17 protein-coding genes and 12 tRNA genes are annotated in these 16,180 nt (G+C 37.5%); 27 read left to right on the top strand and 2 right to left on the bottom strand.

What is annotated here, in order from left to right; translation table 11 throughout:
• Positions 1 to 17: 17 nt before the first annotated feature.
• Complete coding sequence (locus tag G5W_RS0115640; RefSeq protein WP_010098113.1) at positions 18 to 782, bottom strand: rhomboid family intramembrane serine protease; 765 nt, start codon at positions 780 to 782, stop codon at positions 18 to 20.
• Between the two features lie 134 nt (positions 783 to 916).
• Here G5W_RS0115640 and acpS point away from each other — a divergent pair, with 134 nt between their 5' ends.
• The 14 genes from acpS (at position 917) to G5W_RS0115570 (ending at position 12,348) form a co-directional block, all read left to right on the top strand.
• On the top strand, positions 917 to 1,270 hold the full coding sequence (acpS, locus tag G5W_RS0115635) for a holo-ACP synthase (RefSeq protein ID WP_010098111.1): 354 nt from the start codon (positions 917 to 919) through the stop codon (positions 1,268 to 1,270).
• A gap of 345 nt (positions 1,271 to 1,615) precedes the next feature.
• Positions 1,616 to 2,644, top strand: coding sequence for a LolA family protein (locus G5W_RS0115630; RefSeq protein WP_010098109.1), 1,029 nt, complete (start codon positions 1,616 to 1,618; stop codon positions 2,642 to 2,644).
• Positions 2,645 to 2,811: 167 nt separating this feature from the next.
• Complete coding sequence (gene alr / locus G5W_RS0115625) at positions 2,812 to 3,972, top strand: alanine racemase (protein WP_050801689.1); 1,161 nt, start codon at positions 2,812 to 2,814, stop codon at positions 3,970 to 3,972.
• 159 nt (positions 3,973 to 4,131) lie between these two features.
• Complete coding sequence (locus G5W_RS0115620; RefSeq protein WP_010098107.1) at positions 4,132 to 4,416, top strand: CopG family ribbon-helix-helix protein; 285 nt, start codon at positions 4,132 to 4,134, stop codon at positions 4,414 to 4,416.
• Positions 4,417 to 4,419: 3 nt separating this feature from the next.
• Positions 4,420 to 4,779 (top strand): type II toxin-antitoxin system PemK/MazF family toxin, encoded by a 360-nt coding sequence (locus G5W_RS0115615; RefSeq protein ID WP_010098106.1) that lies wholly within the window; start codon positions 4,420 to 4,422, stop codon positions 4,777 to 4,779.
• 186 nt (positions 4,780 to 4,965) lie between these two features.
• Positions 4,966 to 5,844 carry an STAS domain-containing protein gene (locus tag G5W_RS0115610; protein ID WP_010098105.1) on the top strand — a complete coding sequence of 293 codons (879 nt, stop codon included), beginning with the start codon at positions 4,966 to 4,968 and terminating at the stop codon, positions 5,842 to 5,844.
• Positions 5,844 to 6,200, top strand: a complete 357-nt coding sequence (locus G5W_RS0115605) for an STAS domain-containing protein (RefSeq protein ID WP_010098104.1) — start codon at positions 5,844 to 5,846, stop codon at positions 6,198 to 6,200. Before G5W_RS0115610 ends, G5W_RS0115605 begins: the two co-directional genes overlap by 1 nt.
• Before the next feature lie 3 nt (positions 6,201 to 6,203).
• Positions 6,204 to 6,605: an anti-sigma regulatory factor gene (locus tag G5W_RS0115600; protein WP_010098102.1), complete on the top strand. Its 402-nt coding sequence runs from the start codon at positions 6,204 to 6,206 to the stop codon at positions 6,603 to 6,605.
• A gap of 104 nt (positions 6,606 to 6,709) precedes the next feature.
• On the top strand, positions 6,710 to 7,720 hold the full coding sequence (locus G5W_RS0115595) for a PP2C family protein-serine/threonine phosphatase (RefSeq protein ID WP_010098100.1): 1,011 nt from the start codon (positions 6,710 to 6,712) through the stop codon (positions 7,718 to 7,720).
• Between the two features lie 69 nt (positions 7,721 to 7,789).
• Positions 7,790 to 8,122, top strand: a complete 333-nt coding sequence (locus G5W_RS0115590; RefSeq protein ID WP_010098099.1) for an anti-sigma factor antagonist — start codon at positions 7,790 to 7,792, stop codon at positions 8,120 to 8,122.
• Positions 8,122 to 8,598 (top strand): anti-sigma B factor RsbW, encoded by a 477-nt coding sequence (rsbW, locus tag G5W_RS0115585; protein ID WP_010098098.1) that lies wholly within the window; start codon positions 8,122 to 8,124, stop codon positions 8,596 to 8,598. Before G5W_RS0115590 ends, rsbW begins: the two co-directional genes overlap by 1 nt.
• Entirely contained in the window at positions 8,570 to 9,361 is a 792-nt protein-coding gene (sigB, locus tag G5W_RS0115580) for an RNA polymerase sigma factor SigB (protein WP_010098097.1), read from the top strand. Before rsbW ends, sigB begins: the two co-directional genes overlap by 29 nt.
• Before the next feature lie 2 nt (positions 9,362 to 9,363).
• Positions 9,364 to 9,951 carry a SpoIIE family protein phosphatase gene (locus G5W_RS0115575; RefSeq protein ID WP_010098096.1) on the top strand — a complete coding sequence of 196 codons (588 nt, stop codon included), beginning with the start codon at positions 9,364 to 9,366 and terminating at the stop codon, positions 9,949 to 9,951.
• Between the two features lie 234 nt (positions 9,952 to 10,185).
• Complete coding sequence (locus G5W_RS0115570; RefSeq protein ID WP_010098095.1) at positions 10,186 to 12,348, top strand: Tex family protein; 2,163 nt, start codon at positions 10,186 to 10,188, stop codon at positions 12,346 to 12,348.
• A gap of 86 nt (positions 12,349 to 12,434) precedes the next feature.
• On the opposite strand, the gene G5W_RS0115565 is transcribed toward G5W_RS0115570, so the two are convergent.
• A complete protein-coding gene (locus tag G5W_RS0115565) occupies positions 12,435 to 13,916 on the bottom strand; it encodes a catalase (protein WP_010098093.1) in 1,482 nt (493 codons plus the stop codon).
• A gap of 282 nt (positions 13,917 to 14,198) precedes the next feature.
• Between G5W_RS0115565 and G5W_RS0115560 the strand changes: the two genes are divergently transcribed.
• From G5W_RS0115560 to G5W_RS0115500, 13 genes are all read left to right on the top strand, one after another.
• Positions 14,199 to 14,651 (top strand): SprT family protein, encoded by a 453-nt coding sequence (locus G5W_RS0115560; RefSeq protein WP_010098091.1) that lies wholly within the window; start codon positions 14,199 to 14,201, stop codon positions 14,649 to 14,651.
• Between the two features lie 241 nt (positions 14,652 to 14,892).
• A tRNA-Asn gene (locus tag G5W_RS0115555) sits at positions 14,893 to 14,967 on the top strand.
• Between the two features lie 3 nt (positions 14,968 to 14,970).
• Positions 14,971 to 15,061, top strand: a tRNA-Ser gene (locus G5W_RS0115550).
• A gap of 9 nt (positions 15,062 to 15,070) precedes the next feature.
• A tRNA-Glu gene (locus tag G5W_RS0115545) sits at positions 15,071 to 15,142 on the top strand.
• A 20-nt stretch (positions 15,143 to 15,162) separates the two neighbouring features.
• Positions 15,163 to 15,239, top strand: a tRNA-Asp gene (locus G5W_RS0115540).
• 9 nt (positions 15,240 to 15,248) lie between these two features.
• Positions 15,249 to 15,323, top strand: a tRNA-Gln gene (locus G5W_RS0115535).
• A 45-nt stretch (positions 15,324 to 15,368) separates the two neighbouring features.
• Positions 15,369 to 15,444, top strand: a tRNA-Lys gene (locus tag G5W_RS0115530).
• Positions 15,445 to 15,461: 17 nt separating this feature from the next.
• Positions 15,462 to 15,546: transfer RNA gene (locus tag G5W_RS0115525), tRNA-Leu, on the top strand.
• 24 nt (positions 15,547 to 15,570) lie between these two features.
• A tRNA-Leu gene (locus tag G5W_RS0115520) sits at positions 15,571 to 15,654 on the top strand.
• A gap of 76 nt (positions 15,655 to 15,730) precedes the next feature.
• Positions 15,731 to 15,807: transfer RNA gene (locus G5W_RS0115515), tRNA-Arg, on the top strand.
• Between the two features lie 7 nt (positions 15,808 to 15,814).
• Positions 15,815 to 15,888, top strand: a tRNA-Pro gene (locus G5W_RS0115510).
• A gap of 36 nt (positions 15,889 to 15,924) precedes the next feature.
• Positions 15,925 to 15,998 (top strand) — tRNA-Gly (locus G5W_RS0115505).
• Positions 15,999 to 16,011: 13 nt separating this feature from the next.
• Positions 16,012 to 16,085 (top strand) — tRNA-Ile (locus tag G5W_RS0115500).
• The last annotated feature ends 95 nt before the right edge of the window (positions 16,086 to 16,180 follow it).

Here is a 16,180-nt window from a genome sequence, read left to right as displayed (position 1 = left end):
GTAACCCCTCGATATTTTTAAATTAGATAACTAAGTAATCCAATGATGGCAAGCACTATTATAATAATCCACAATGGATTTTGTTTCATTTTCCTGGAGAACCTTTTTCTTTTCCACCGATTAGGATTGAAGCGGATTTCACCATCATCATGATGTGTTCGACGATATTGCGAAGCATAGAAGGGCTTGGCTCTTACTAATACTAGTGGAGCAATAAGAAAGCCTGCAGCAAATCCAAGGATATGTGCGTATTGATTGATCCCGGGTCGGATGAACGTCATGATGAGTCCGATTAGAAAGATAACAGTTACAATTTGTGCGTTTTGGGAATCAATCAATGATTTACGAAACACTACCATAAAGATATAAATTCCAAATAACCCAAATATTGCTCCGGATGCACCTACATGGGGGAACATAAATGATGGATTTATGAAAAATGTTGTGATATTCGCTAATACTCCGGCTCCTAGATAAGCTATTAAAAACATGCTCTTTCCAATCATTCGCTCTAGAGCCGGTCCAAATAAAACTAATGAAAATGAATTGAATAACATATGCATTAGTCCACCATGTAAAAAAATCGGTGTGATAAATCGCCAATACTCCCCCTGGTGAATCATATAATGGTGGCCAACCCCTAAGTCATATAAACGTTCGAATAACGGTATCGATAATGCATCGCTCAACAGCCATATGGCAATATGGATAATAATGATTCCTGAAACGACAGGATAGTTTGCCATAAACTCCTTCAGACTTCTTTCATTCCGAATAAACATTTTTTCCCTTCTTTCTATTCGGGTATCGTATTTTCATGGTTAGATTGGTTATGATTAAAGTATGTACATTATTAGATTACTATAATACTATACTTAGATAAAATATATACACGTATGTGTTAGGAGATACCATAATGATAAAAGGAATAGGAATCGATATTATTGAACTTAATAGAATAAAGGAAAGCATCAAAAATGACCGATTTATTGATCGGATTTTAACAGATGTAGAAAAACAAAAGTATACATCCATCCAAAGCGATCAAAGAAAAATAGAATATATAGCGGGTAGATTTGCGGCAAAAGAGGCATTCTCAAAAGCGATGGGAACTGGTATTGGAAAACTTAGTTTTCAAGATATTGAAGTGCTTAATGATGGAAAAGGTGCACCGTACATTAAGGTTTCTTTAGAAGAAAGAATGAATATTTTCGTATCCATTACCCATAGTAGAGAATATGCGGTAGCTCAAGTAGTTCTAGAAGTCTAAATTACTTGTTTACGGGATAACATCTGCATAAAAGGTAAGGTTGTCTCATATATTTTATTGCGGGCATGAGGGAACAAGCTATTGATAAAACACCACAAAAGAAAGTAGCGATTTGGCCATTATTCATGTATCTTCAGTGAAATTAAGGCAGAGGTATACAGAGGATTCGGATAGGTGGTAGAGGAATAATAAAGGAGAGGGTGGAATGAAGAGGATGATAGTATTGCCTTATTAAAGGAGAAGTGGTCATGCCTATTTTCTTTTGATGGGAAAGAGTTCCCTTTGTATAAATCGTAATAAGCCTATTTGGTTAGGTTTGTAATTTTAGACAAGGGAGATATGTCCATGATAAAAAAATCACGTCTGTGGATGATATTAGGTATTGGGATTCTTTTATTCTTAGCTGCCTGTGGTGAGCAGTCCCAGGAAGACGTAGTGAAAAAGCTTGGTGAGAATGTAGAAGATTTAGCGGGTTATAAGGCAAATGTTGAAATGAAAATGAATACAGGGCAAGAGGAGCAATTGTTTAATATTGATGTTTGGCATAAAAAAGAAGCGTTTTATAGAGTTGCACTATCTAGTAATAAAGAGGATAAGGGTAGTCAAATCATTTTGAAAAATAAAGACGGTGTATTTGTATTAACACCAGAGCTGAAGAAGAGCTTTAAGTTTCAATCGGATTGGCCTGATAATAGTAGTCAACCATATCTTTATCAATCACTTGTAGAAGATATCATAAATGATGAAGAAGCAGAATTCACGAAAGATGAAAATAACTATATCTTTAAAACCAAGACGAATTACCAAAGCAATAACAATCTACCATATCAAGAAATCTATTTTGATAAAGAAAACTATACACCAACAATGGTGAAAATATTAGATACGGATGGAAATGCGATTGTTGAGGTAAAGTTCAAAAGCTTCGAGTTAGATCCTAGCTTTAATGACAAAGATTTTGAGATTGAACAAAATATGGCAAGTGCTACTCCAGAGGACATGCCGACTTCAGGCGATGGGGTAATTGAGGAGCTAGAAGTAATGTCACCGGTAAACACTGCTGGGGCAGAGCTTATCGATCGAGTTGAAGTGGAATTAGATAATGGTAAAAGAATTATATCTACTTTTCAGGGTGAAAAAAATTTCACTTTAGTACAAGAAAAGAAGGATGTAGTTGAAACTCTTTCATCACCTGTCGAGGTAAATGGTGATATCGTGAATCTTGGTTTTGGTGCTGTCGGGGCACTATCTGATAATGCATTAGAGTGGGATTATAACGGTATGAATTTTTATCTGGCGAGTGATCAACTAACAAGAGAAGAATTAATCGAAGTTGCGCAATCCGTGCAAGTGCAAGGTCAAGAAGTGAAATAATATAGGAAAATTGGGCAGGCTCATAGAATAGAGTCTGCTTTTGTTTTATAATGAAAGAGACTGGAACGAAGCTGAATTTTACATCTAGAACTACGAACAATGTAGAATTTCCGGAGCGGGTGCTTATAGTAATATCATTTTGTTTGTATTTTACTAGAGGAAAATACATGTCCCAGCCTCTTGATCTAAGAAGGGAGCAATCTATTGTGGTAGATGAATTTTATCGCGATACGTGGATTGAAATAAATCTTGAAGCAATTAAGTATAATATTACCCAAATGAAGGAAAAACTACCGCAAGATAGTAATATTATTGCAGTAGTAAAAGCGAATGCTTATGGACATGGGATAGTACCTGTCGCAAAAAAAGCAATTGAATCTGGTGCAAATGGTTTAGCTGTTGCGTTGTTAGAGGAAGCTATCAAGCTTAGAAGGGCAGCTATTGATGTCCCAATTCTTGTGCTTGGTTTGGTTCCACCACGATATGCACCGATAGCAGCGGAAAATAATATCACCTTACCCTTTTTCCAAAGGGAATGGTTGGATGAGATTAATCAGTATGATTTAAAGAAACCTCTCCATTTACATCTTAAATTTGATACCGGAATGGGCCGAATTGGATTGCGAACGGAGGAAGAATTAGAGGATGTGTTACAGGGGTTAATTGGTAACCCTAAGGTACAGCTTACAGGAGTGTTTACACATTTTGCTACTGCTGATGAAACCGATCTCAACTTTTTCTATGAACAGAACGAGCGATTTAATCGTTTATTAATGGTTTTTAAAGAAAAATGGGATTTACCTGTGACGATTCATATTGGTAATAGCGCTGCTTCGATACGTTTTCCAAAAAGTGTGCATAATTGTATTCGCTTCGGCATATCCATGTATGGGTTGTATCCTTCCGCGACCGTAAAAGAGGAACATCAAATCAATTTGAGACCGGCCTTTTCATTACATAGTAAACTGGTTCATGTGAAGAAATTGTCAAAAGGGGAGTCAGTTAGCTATGGAAGAACGTATATTGCGGAAGCAGATGAATGGATTGGAACAGTCCCTATAGGATATGGGGATGGATGGAGTAGAAAACTTCAGGGTATGAGTGTTTTAGTGGAGGGCAATAGAATGCCTATTGTTGGCCGGATTTGTATGGATCAATTAATGATAAGAATGGATAGAGAATACAAGATTGGTACAAAGGTAACCCTAATTGGAAAGCAAGGCAACGATAATATTGAGATAGATGAAATTGCGGATTACTTAGAAACAATCAATTATGAGATACCTTGTATGCTCAATGAGAGAATTCCAAGGGTCTATGTAAATTAATGAAATGGGTATTAAAAAGGTGTGGAATTAATACCTAATATTTTTCAGGAAAAAGCCTAGAAGCCTTTGCAATTAGAGCTATACAATGATATTATTAAATTTGATAAAAAAGTAGAAAATAGAAACGATCGTTCAGGCAGTTGGCGGAGGTGCATGGTTTTGTCAGAGAGCTTACAAGAAGTGATGGTACGGCTACCGAAAAACCTACTAAATGAGGTGGATGGATTAGTGAAGAAAGAAAACAGGGACCTTAGTGATATCATATGTCAGGCTACTAGAACCTATTTAGAAACGAAAAAAGAAGAATATATCCAGAACTTTTATCAATCCATGCAAAAAGGCTATCAAGAAATGGCTAGAATTAATCTCTCTATTGCTTCTGAAGCTTTTCAAGCGGAAGAGGAGGCTGAAATTACTCTAGAGCGCTCTGTGATCGGGGTGTAGGATTTGATTGTTCAGAGAGGCGAAGTGTATTTCGCTGACTTATCCCCTGTAGTTGGATCCGAACAAGGGGGCGTTCGTCCTGTATTAATTCTCCAAAATGATATTGGGAATCGATTCAGCCCAACTGTTATTGTTGCTGCTATTACTGCCCAAATTCAGAAAGCAAAACTACCTACTCATGTGGAAATAGATGCAAAGAAATATGGGTTCGATCGGGATTCTGTTATTCTTTTAGAACAGATTCGAACGTTGGATAAACAGCGACTAACAGATAAAATAACAAAGCTAGACCAAGTCATGATGCAAAAAATAAATCATGCATTGGAAATAAGTCTTGGGCTTAAGGACATGTATGGTCAATAAGAACTCATAGTTAATGTTATATAAGCTATGGGTTTTTTTATGCCTAGAATATATTGAATACTCTTAAAACTACATATAAATATTCTCTGCTGTATCTGTATAGTGGCAGTGCTTATTTTATTTGCATTAATAAACTTATCGTGTGACAATATTTATAATATTTTATATTTCGGGGGGACTCTTGAAATGGGTAGGGATTTAAAGGAAGTCGCTATTAAAAATAAAGAGCATATCATAAAAGAATGGAATAAGGAAATTAGCAGATTAAAAGATGTTAACTATACAGCTGAAATATCAGCAGAGTTATTTGAAAGTAATAACGAGGAATTTGTTAATGTTATTCTTAATAGCATTAGAGGAGATGGAACACCACAAGTAATAAAAGACTTCTCAGATAGAATGATCCATTTAGGTTGGCCATTAAGTTATATAACGGATGGTCTTTTAGTGTTTCGAAAAGTGACATTAGACACGATCTTACATCATATTGACCAGCCGGAAGGGGAATATATTTCGGAAGTATTAAAGTATGTAGATTCGTGGGTAGAACCAATTATAAGGCAATTGGTTAATGAATATTCTGTTAGTTGGGAGCATGTTGTATCCCTTCAGCGCATAGCATTACAGGAGTTATCCGCACCCTTAATCCCGGTTATGGATAACATCACAATTATGCCGCTTATCGGAACAATCGATACAGAGCGGGCTAAGTTTATCATGGAAAACCTTCTAGAGGGAGTTATGCGCCATAATGCAGAAGTTGTGTTAATTGATATTACTGGTGTTCCAGTAGTGGATACAATGGTTGCACACCACTTGTTCCAAGCCACAGAGGCAGTGAGGTTATTAGGAGCGAAGTGTATTCTTGTTGGTATCCGTCCAGAGATTGCACAAACAATCGTTAACTTAGGAATTAACTTTACTGATTTGCCAACCAAAAGCACCCTTAAAAAAGGATTTTTACTTGCACTGGAAATAACCAATAAGAAAATTCTAGAAGTAGAAAATAAAACGCAAAGTATTGATAAATTATTAGGACTTGATAAAGGGAGTGAGAAAAATTAATGCGAATACCGATATTGAAGCTACATAATTACTTGCTGATTTCAATTCAAACCGAATTAGACGACCAAACTGCGATACAATTTCAAGAAGACTTGCTAAAAGAAATACATCAAACAGAAGCAACTGGAGTTGTTATCGACTTAACTTCTGTGGAGGTAATTGACTCTTTTATTGCAAAAGTATTGGGCGATGTAGTATTAATGTCTGACCTTATGGGGGCGAAAGTCGTATTAACTGGCATTCAGCCAGCTGTTGCAATGACCTTAATTGAATTAGGTATCCATATGCAAAATGTTCCAACCGCGCTAGACTTAGAACAAGGCTTGCTGAAATTGCACCAGGAATTGGGGGAATAGTCGATGGATTCCAAATCCTGTGTAAGAATTATGAAAGAGTGGGACATTGTTGCTGCTCGCCAAATGGGGCGTGAGATTGCTAAAAACTTGGGCTTTGGAACGGTTGACCAAGCGCGAATAACAACAGCAATATCAGAACTTGCTCGGAATATTTATTTATATGCTGAAGAAGGGAGAATTTATTTTGAAGCGGTCGAATCCCTAGAACTAAAAGGTATAAGAGTAACAGCAGAAGACACAGGTCCAGGTATTAAAGACTTAAGTCTTGTAATGGAAGATGGTTATTCTACATCAGGTGGACTTGGTGCTGGCTTACCAGGGGTTAGAAGGCTTATGGATGAATTCGATATTGAGTCAGAAGTTGGGAAAGGAACGAAAATTGTCACTGTAAAATGGGTTAGATGACTACCATATCTCTATCAGTATCTATTGCATCTTTTAACATGTGGATAATTAATTATATGAACTCAGAAATTAGCTTCCTTATATAGAGAATAGGAGAGGCCGTTATGGATACGAAAGATCTAGATGCTAGAAATTACACGGAATTGTTAAAAGGTTACGTAAAAACTCGAGATGAGCGAGCACTGTATGGTGCGGAGCAAATCTCCAAAACCTTTATAAAAAATAATATTTTACCAGAAGAGATTGTAAACTTACATATACAAGCTTTATTAGAAATTTATCCTGAATTACATGATAAGATTCAATCATCTATGAACTTTTTACTCGAAGCCATGATTTCCTATGGTTTGGCACATCAGGAATATCAGATTTTGAGAGAGAAACAGTTTGAAATAAAATCAGAAATACATGTAGCAGCAAGGATGCAAAAGATGCTGTTGCAATCAAATATACCGAAATTAGAAGATATTGATTTGGGAATTATTAGTGTACCTGCAAACCAGATGAATGGAGATTATCATCATGTTGTAAAGGGAAAAGATGGTTCAATAAGCATTGCCATTGCAGATATTATAGGAAAAGGAATACCTGCTGCATTGTCAATGTCTATGATCAAGTATGCACTTGATAGTTTCCCTGAGAATATTATGTCTACGGATGCAATTCTTGCTAGTTTAAATAGAGTAGTAGAACGGAATATTGACCCTAGTATGTTTATCACCATGTTCTATGCACAGTATAAACCTGATACAGGTAAGTTCTATTATTCTTCGGCAGGTCATGAACCTGGTTTCTTTTATCACAGCAAGGAGAATAGTTTTACAGAAATTGAAGCGAAGGGTCTAGTATTAGGCGTGAATCCCGATACGACTTATTTGCAATATGAACAAGAAATTGTAAAAGGCGATATGATTATCTTATTGACAGACGGTGTAACAGAGTGCCGAAAAGGGGAACAATTTATTGAGAGGGAAGAAGTGCTAGAAGTGATAAGAACCTTTATGCATTTACCAGCTCAAGAAATTGTTAATCAAGTATATCGGTATTTTGAACGTCTCCAGAATTTCCAGTTAAGGGATGATTTTACGCTTGCAATCTTAAAAAAAGTGGTTTAACACTAGCTGGAATTGGGAAAATAGAAGTATGAACAATGATTATTAATTGAGTGTTATGGGGGGAAAACTATGAATCTACAAATCCAAATAAATGAACAGGAAAACAAATCAATTATTCATTTATCTGGCGAAATTGATGTTTATACAGCACCAAAGTTAAAAGAAGCGCTACTCCCATTAACAAAAGAAAAGGATACAATAATAGAAGCTAATTTAGAGCATGTCAGTTACATGGATAGTACCGGATTAGGTGTTTTTATTAATGCCTTAAAGCTTTCGAAGGAGTATGAGTCAAAGCTAAGGCTTGTTAATTTACAAGAAAGAGTATTTCGTTTATTTCAGATTACTGGATTACACGAAATAATGGATATACATTCTACGATTCGAGGTGTGGATGGATAATGGAATCGTTTGACTTTATTGAGATGAAGTTTCCTGCCAAACCAGAGTATGTCGGTGTCATTAGATTAAGTATTTCAGGAATAGCAAGTCGTATGGGTTTTACTTATGAGGATATTGAGGACTTAAAAATATCCGTCTCTGAAGCCGTAACCAATGTTGTTAATCACGCATATCAAGAAGGGGAAAATGGTGAGGTGACAATTGGCTTTGCGGTCTATGAGGATCGGTTGGAAATCATGGTTGCTGACCGTGGTGACAGCTTTAAGTTAAATGAGGTTAAGGCGAAAACTGGACCATACAATAGCGAGAATTCTGTTGAAGACCTTCGTGAAGGGGGTTTTGGATTATTTCTAATTGATGCCTTAATGGATAAGGTGGAAATTAATAATAGTACCGGTGTTATTGTATTGATGACCAAGTACCTAGAAAAACAAGGGGTGGGGTTACATGACGACCGCGTCTCAACCAGGGAATAAAGGAAGAGATGAGGTTTATGAGTGGATAAATGAGCTTCAAAAAGACCCTACAAATGAAGATACCCAGCAAAAAATAATTCTAGCCTATCAAGATTTAGTCGAATCGATTGCTCGAAAGTACTCTAAAAATAGTTCGATTCATGAAGACTTAGTTCAAGTGGGAATGATAGGGCTTTTAGCAGCCATTAATCGCTTTGACGCCTCGTATGGAAAGACTTTCGAATCCTTTGCAATCCCTACCATTCTTGGAGAAATTAAAAGGTTCATCCGCGATAAAACATGGAGTGTTCACGTACCTAGGAGAATTAAAGAACTTGGTCCAAAAATAAAGAAAGCAGTCGATGAACTTACCACAACTAATCAAAAATCACCAACTGTACATGAAATTGCTAACTATCTAGGTGTTACTGAGGAAGAAGTTTTAGAAACAATGGAAATGAATCAGAGCTATAAAGCCCTTTCTGTTGATCGTAGTATTGAGGGAACCTCGGATGGAAGTACCATTGCGATTTTAGATATGATAGGGAAAAACGAGGATGGATATTCACAAATTGACCTCAAGATTCTATTAGAAAAGGTTCTACCAATTTTAAGTGAACGAGAACAACAAATCATTCGTTGTACCTATTTTGAAAATATGAGTCAAAAGGAAACTGGCGATTTATTAGGGATATCGCAGATGCATGTTTCACGTTTACAACGAAGAGCATTGAAAAAACTCCGTGAAGCAATTAACTCAGATAGTGCGGAGGTCTTAAAATAATTATGAATAAAGTAAAAGTAGCAGTCTATCAGAAGGCGAAAGATGGTAATGCCGAATGTGGAGATAGTTATTACTATTGTGAGACTGAAAATGAATTTGTTTGTGCTCTTGCGGACGGATTAGGTAGTGGAGTATATGCAAAAGAATCGTCTCAAATTGTCATCAATATCATTAAAGAGAATGCAGCTTATACGGTGGAAGAAATCGTCAGGAAATGCAACGAAAAGTTATTAGGCAAGCGTGGTACGGTCCTCGCTATATTCAAGATCGATTTTACCACAGGATCCTATTCTATTTCATCAATAGGTAATATTGGCTTTATGACGATAACGAGCGATAAAAGACAACGAAATATTCCGAATGCGGGTTATTTAGCAGGATATAAGCGGGAGTTCAAAGTTATTCGTGAACCATTAGAGAATGAGATGAATTTTATCATGCACACAGATGGTGTTACTAATAAAGAGTTGGCGGAGAATTACTTCTTTGATAAAGATGTGGAAAGAATTACGAAATCCTATGCACTAAGAAGTGAGCACCTCCGAAAAGATGATACAACATTAATAGCAATCCGATATGATAATCAATAAAGAGGCTGGCAATGTCAGCCTCTTTTGTCATTTAGTATAGTATTCTCGGTATGATGACAGAGGCTCAATTATGTAAAACTTATATAAATGCAGAAAGCAATATAAGAGCGTTGTATCTCCCGAGAGAATGGAAAAGATAGAACTAATGAACGAAATTAAGAGAATTTCACGAGTTTCTTTTAATCTTAAGAGGCTTTTTTGATAGAATAGAATTGATATAAAGGAGGAACTACATTGTCAGATACATTAAAACAAGAATTAGCGTTGTGGGTGTCTAAAGAGACATCGATTCAGACGAATGTTGTACATAAAGTGGTAGCATTACTTGAAGAGGGAAATACGGTACCTTTTATTGCCCGTTATCGTAAGGAGGTAACTGGTGGTCTTGACGAGGTACAAATAAAATCTATTCAAGATAAATGGCAGTATGCCTATAATCTGTCACAAAGAAAAGAAGAAGTCATCCGACTTATTGATGAACAAGGGAAGTTAACTCCTGAGTTAGAAAATGAAATTAGGAAGGCCATGCAACTTCAACGTGTAGAAGATTTGTACAGACCATATAAACAAAAGCGTAGAACCAAAGCAACCATAGCGAAGGAGAAAGGATTAGAACCACTTGCTGAACTCATTTGGAAGCAAGAGATAATCTCTATTAGTCAAGAAGCTAATAATTACTTATCAGAAGAACATGACCTTCATACCATTGAAGATGTATTACAAGGTGTAAATGATATTATGGCAGAATGGATTTCTGATGAACCGGAATATCGCGAATATATTCGAAATGAAACCTTTAAACGTGGATTAATTCAAGCTGAAGTTAAAAACCAAGATAAGGACGAGAAAGGCATCTATGAGATGTACTATGAGTATAGTGAGGCAGTGCGTTCCATCGTATCTCACCGGATACTTGCGTTAAATAGAGGAGAAAAAGAAGAGGTAATAAAAGTTTCGATTACCCCTCCTGTAGAAGGAATTGTAAATTATTTAAAAAGGAAGATCATTAAGGCCAAAACAAATAAAGAAGTAAGTGATATTATTGCAATGGCTATTGACGACTCTTACAAACGTTTGATTGAACCCTCCATTGAACGTGAGATACGGTCAGCTTTAACCGAAAAAGCAGAAGAACAGGCTATTTCTGTATTTGCAACGAATCTAAAAAACCTATTATTACAGCCGCCATTGAAAGGACGTACAGTTTTAGGTGTTGACCCGGCATATCGAACAGGATGTAAGTTAGCCGTTATAGATGAAACGGGTAAACTACATCAGGTTGGTGTCATGTATCCAACCGCTCCAAAGCATGATGTAGTTGGAGCAGAAAAGATTGTTTTACAGTTCATAAAGAAATATGACGTCGAATTAATAGCAATTGGAAACGGTACTGCATCAAGAGAAACCGAACAATTTATATCTGATGTCATTTCTAATAATGATTTAGATATCCCATATATTATCGTAAATGAAGCAGGAGCAAGTGTTTACTCTGCATCTGAACTTGCTAGAGAAGAGTTTCCGGATTTGCAGGTTGAGGAACGGAGTGCTGCTTCTATTGCTCGTCGTGTTCAAGATCCATTAGCAGAACTGGTAAAAATAGATCCGAAATCAATAGGTGTTGGTCAATACCAACATGATGTGAGTCAGAAGGCATTAACAGAGTCACTAACATTTGTGGTAGAAACGGCTGTAAACCAAGTTGGGGTTAATGTTAACACGGCATCCCGCTCATTGTTACAGTATGTATCAGGTCTTTCTAAAACCGTGGCAGGCAATATTGTAACGTTAAGAAATGAAAATGGTAAATTTACAGACCGTAAACAGCTTAAGAAAATACCTAGACTTGGTGCAAAAACGTATGAACAAGCTATAGGGTTCTTGCGGATAATTGATGGTGATAATCCGCTAGACCGTACACCGATTCACCCAGAAAGCTATGGGCATACTGAAAAGTTATTGGCTATGGTAGACTGCCGAATAGAGGATATTGGATCTGCTGAGCTGAAGGAGAAAATCAATAATTTAAATAAAGCAGAAACTGCGGAGAAACTAGGAATCGGAGAGCCGACTCTAGAGGATATCATGGAAGCATTAAGTAAACCAGAGAGAGACCCTAGAGATGAATTTCCTCAACCTTTGTTGAAGAAGAACGTATTGTCCTTGGAAGACTTAAAACCAGGAATGGAATTACAAGGGACGGTTCGCAATGTTGTTGACTTTGGTGTGTTTGTCGATATAGGGGTTAAACAAGATGGTTTAGTACATATTTCAAAGATGTCTAAAACATTTGTAAAACATCCAATGGACATTGCCTCCGTTGGTGATGTTGTTACCGTTTGGGTTGATAGTGTAGACACGAACAAAGGAAGAGTTGCATTATCAATGGTTCAATAGTTAAGTTTTCTCTTTCGATTAGGAAAACTAATACAGTAAAGTAAAAGAGGCATTGCAAACGCAATGCCTCTTAATTATGTTATAAATTATTTTATATCACTAGCAGCTTCAACTTCACTCATAGGAACTCCAAGAGCATTAGCTACACCTTCACCATAAGCTGGATCGGCTTTATAGCAATGATTGATATGTTTAAGTTGAACTTCTTTAGTCGTTCCTTGCATTGCACGAGCTGTGTTTTCGAACAATCTTTGTTGTTCTTCCGCAGTCATTAGTCGGAATAGGTTACCTGGTTGCTCGAAGTAGTTGTCATCATCTTGACGGAAATCATAATAATCAACGTCGGCAGCAAGTTGTTGTCTTGGATCTTGATGTTCTTGGCTATCTTGCCACTCACCATAGCTATTCGGGCTGTACGTTATATTTTTGCCGTGTGGCATAACACGCATTGCTCCGTCACGATGGTATGGGTTGAAGTTTTTCGCGTTTTTAGGGTAGTTTACTGGGATTTGCCAGTGGTTAACACCTAAACGGTAACGCTGTGTATCTCCGTAAGAGAATAAACGTCCTTGTAACATTTTATCGGGTGAGAAACCAATACCAGGAACAATGTTAGTTGGAGCAAATGCTGCTTGCTCAACTTCTTCAAAGTAGTTGTCTGGATTGCGGTTAAGTTCAACCTCACCTACTTCAATTAGAGGGAAGTCGCCTTTAGGCCATACTTTTGTTAAATCAAATGGATTGTATGGTACTTGTTTAGCTTCTTCTTCTGTCATTACTTGGATGTATAGAGTCCACTTAGGGAAATCTCCTTTTTCGATTGATTCGAAAAGGTCACGTTGATGACTTTCACGGTCTTTACCAACTACTGCTTCTGCTTCTTGGTCAGTAAGGTTTTTAATTCCTTGTTGTGTACGGAAGTGGAATTTAACCCAAATACGCTCATTATTAGCGTTGATTAAGCTGTATGTGTGACTTCCAAACATATGCATATTTCTATAAGATGCTGGGATACCACGGTCACTCATGACGATTGTAACTTGGTGAAGTGCTTCAGGTAATCCAGTCCAGAAATCCCAGTTAGATTGAGCATTATGCATATTAGTTCTTGGGTCACGTTTAACAACGTGGTTTAAGTCAGGGAAACGTTTAGGATCTCTAAGGAAGAATACAGGTGTGTTATTACCAACTAGATCCCAGTTACCTTCCTCAGTATAAAATTTCATAGCTGCACCACGGATATCACGCTCGGCATCAGCTGCGCCACGCTCACCTGCTACAGTAGAGAAGCGGACGAACATATCTGTTTTCTTGCCTACTTCTGAGAAAATACTTGCTTTTGTATATTTCGTAATGTCATGAGTTACAGTAAAAGTACCATATGCACCTGAACCTTTCGCATGCATACGACGCTCAGGAATAACTTCACGATCGAAGTGAGCTAATTTCTCTAGGAACCAGAAGTCTTCCATTAATAGTGGACCTCTTGGACCAGCTGTTTTTGAATTATCGTCATTCGGTACTGGAGCACCGAATGCAGTAGTTAACTTTTTCTTGTTTTCACTCATTAAATGTGTCCCTCCTGTAAGATAAAATACAATTATTATAGTATCATAGTAATTATGAGATTACTAAGTAGATAGATTGAGTATACTCCTGTTGCAAGGATTAAAGTATACTAGACTATCCTCCTTTCAACTCAGTAATTAAAAAGCTATAACTATATTATAATGATTTATAAACAAAAATACAATTTTTAATTATAATAATTTTAAATAGCGTTATTAACTCTTTGTAATTACGGTAATAATGCTTCTAATACCTGGACAAGTTGAAGGATGTTTTCGCAAATGAAACTTTTAAGTGAGAAAGAACTTAATGAATTAGTCAATGAAATTTCTATTAACTATTTTAATAAGCCATTCACTGATAAGGTGAAATTTAATAATCGTCTTAGGACTACAGGAGGGAGATACCTGCCCTCTAAAAGAGTTGTGGAGTTAAACCCGAAGTATTACCTTGAAGCGGATTACGAGGAATTCGTTGGGATTATTAAACATGAACTATGTCATTATCACTTACATATAGAAGGTAAAGGATATAAACATGCTGATCCGGAGTTCAAAGCCTTGCTGAAGAAAACGGGATCTCCAAGACATTGTAAGCCATTAGCTTCTAATCTAGACAAGATTAAATATCGATATGAGTGTCAGCAATGTAATCATATTTACAAGAGAGCAAGAAGGGTAAATATAGAGCGATACCGATGTGGAATATGCAAAGGTAGATTAAAGGAAGTTTAAATGTAAAAATCACATTATATAGGAAAGAATGCGGGGTGGAATAATTTTCCGCCTCCTATTCAATAAAATAGATTGACGAATTGGATGAGCCGTGGTAAATTATATTAAGTCTTAGAACACACATTATTTCATCGAGAGAAATAATAATAAAAATAATAACAAAAAGTATTGACATTGTTATTGAAATGTTATATGATATTTCTCGTCGCTGAAATTATTCGTTCACGACAACTTATATTATTCCACAGTAGCTCAGTGGTAGAGCAATCGGCTGTTAACCGATCGGTCGTAGGTTCGAATCCTACCTGTGGAGCCATATGGAGAAGTACTCAAGTGGCTGAAGAGGCGCCCCTGCTAAGGGTGTAGGTCGGGTGACCGGCGCGAGGGTTCAAATCCCTCCTTCTCCGCCATTCTAATATGGCCCGTTGGTCAAGCGGTTAAGACACCGCCCTTTCACGGCGGTAACACGGGTTCGAATCCCGTACGGGTCATCTCTTACAAATAAATAATTGGTCCGGTAGTTCAGTTGGTTAGAATGCCTGCCTGTCACGCAGGAGGTCGCGGGTTCGAGTCCCGTCCGGACCGCCATTAAATTGTTGGGCTATAGCCAAGCGGTAAGGCAACGGGTTTTGGTCCCGTCATTCCTAGGTTCGAATCCTAGTAGCCCAGCCAATTTTTTGTTTGTGAGAAGCTTAACAAAGTTCCACTCATTAACATGAGCCATTAGCTCAGTCGGTAGAGCATCTGACTTTTAATCAGAGGGTCGAAGGTTCGAATCCTTCATGGCTCACCATTAATCAATTTAATAATGCGGGTGTGGCGGAATTGGCAGACGCGCTAGACTTAGGATCTAGTATCTTCGGATGTGGGGGTTCGACTCCCTTCACCCGCACCATAATGTATTCTGTTTTCGCGAAATGCGGTCGTGGCGGAATGGCAGACGCGCTAGGTTGAGGGCCTAGTGGGAGTTAATCCCGTGGAGGTTCAAGTCCTCTCGGCCGCACTTGTTCCAGAAAAAGAATTTTTAAAAAAGCTTGAGTATTCCCTTTAAATGTGATATATTTAAAAATGTCGCTTTTGCGCCCGTAGCTCAATTGGATAGAGCGTTTGACTACGGATCAAGAGGTTAGGGGTTCGACTCCTCTCGGGCGCGCCATTTTAACCGGGAAGTAGCTCAGCTTGGTAGAGCACATGGTTTGGGACCATGGGGTCGCAGGTTCAAATCCTGTCTTCCCGATTTTGCTTCCTAATAATAAATTAATTTTATTTATATGCGGGTGTAGTTTAATGGTAAAACTCCAGCCTTCCAAGCTGATGTCGAGGGTTCGATTCCCTTCACCCGCTCCATTACTAAAAACATGGGCCTGTAGCTCAGCTGGTTAGAGCGCACGCCTGATAAGCGTGAGGTCGGTGGTTCGAGTCCACTCAGGCCCATCATTCAACTACAGAATGAAAAAAACATATTGACAACAATAAGTCATTATGATAATATGAATAAGCTGTTAAAAAAAACAGTAATGAATATTTGC

Origin of the sequence: Ornithinibacillus scapharcae TW25 (assembly GCF_000190475.1) — a bacterium.
GTDB lineage: Bacteria > Bacillota > Bacilli > Bacillales > Amphibacillaceae > Ornithinibacillus > Ornithinibacillus scapharcae.
The sequence above is the reverse complement of the archived record's forward strand: the minus strand, read 5'-3'. Positions and strand labels throughout refer to the sequence as shown.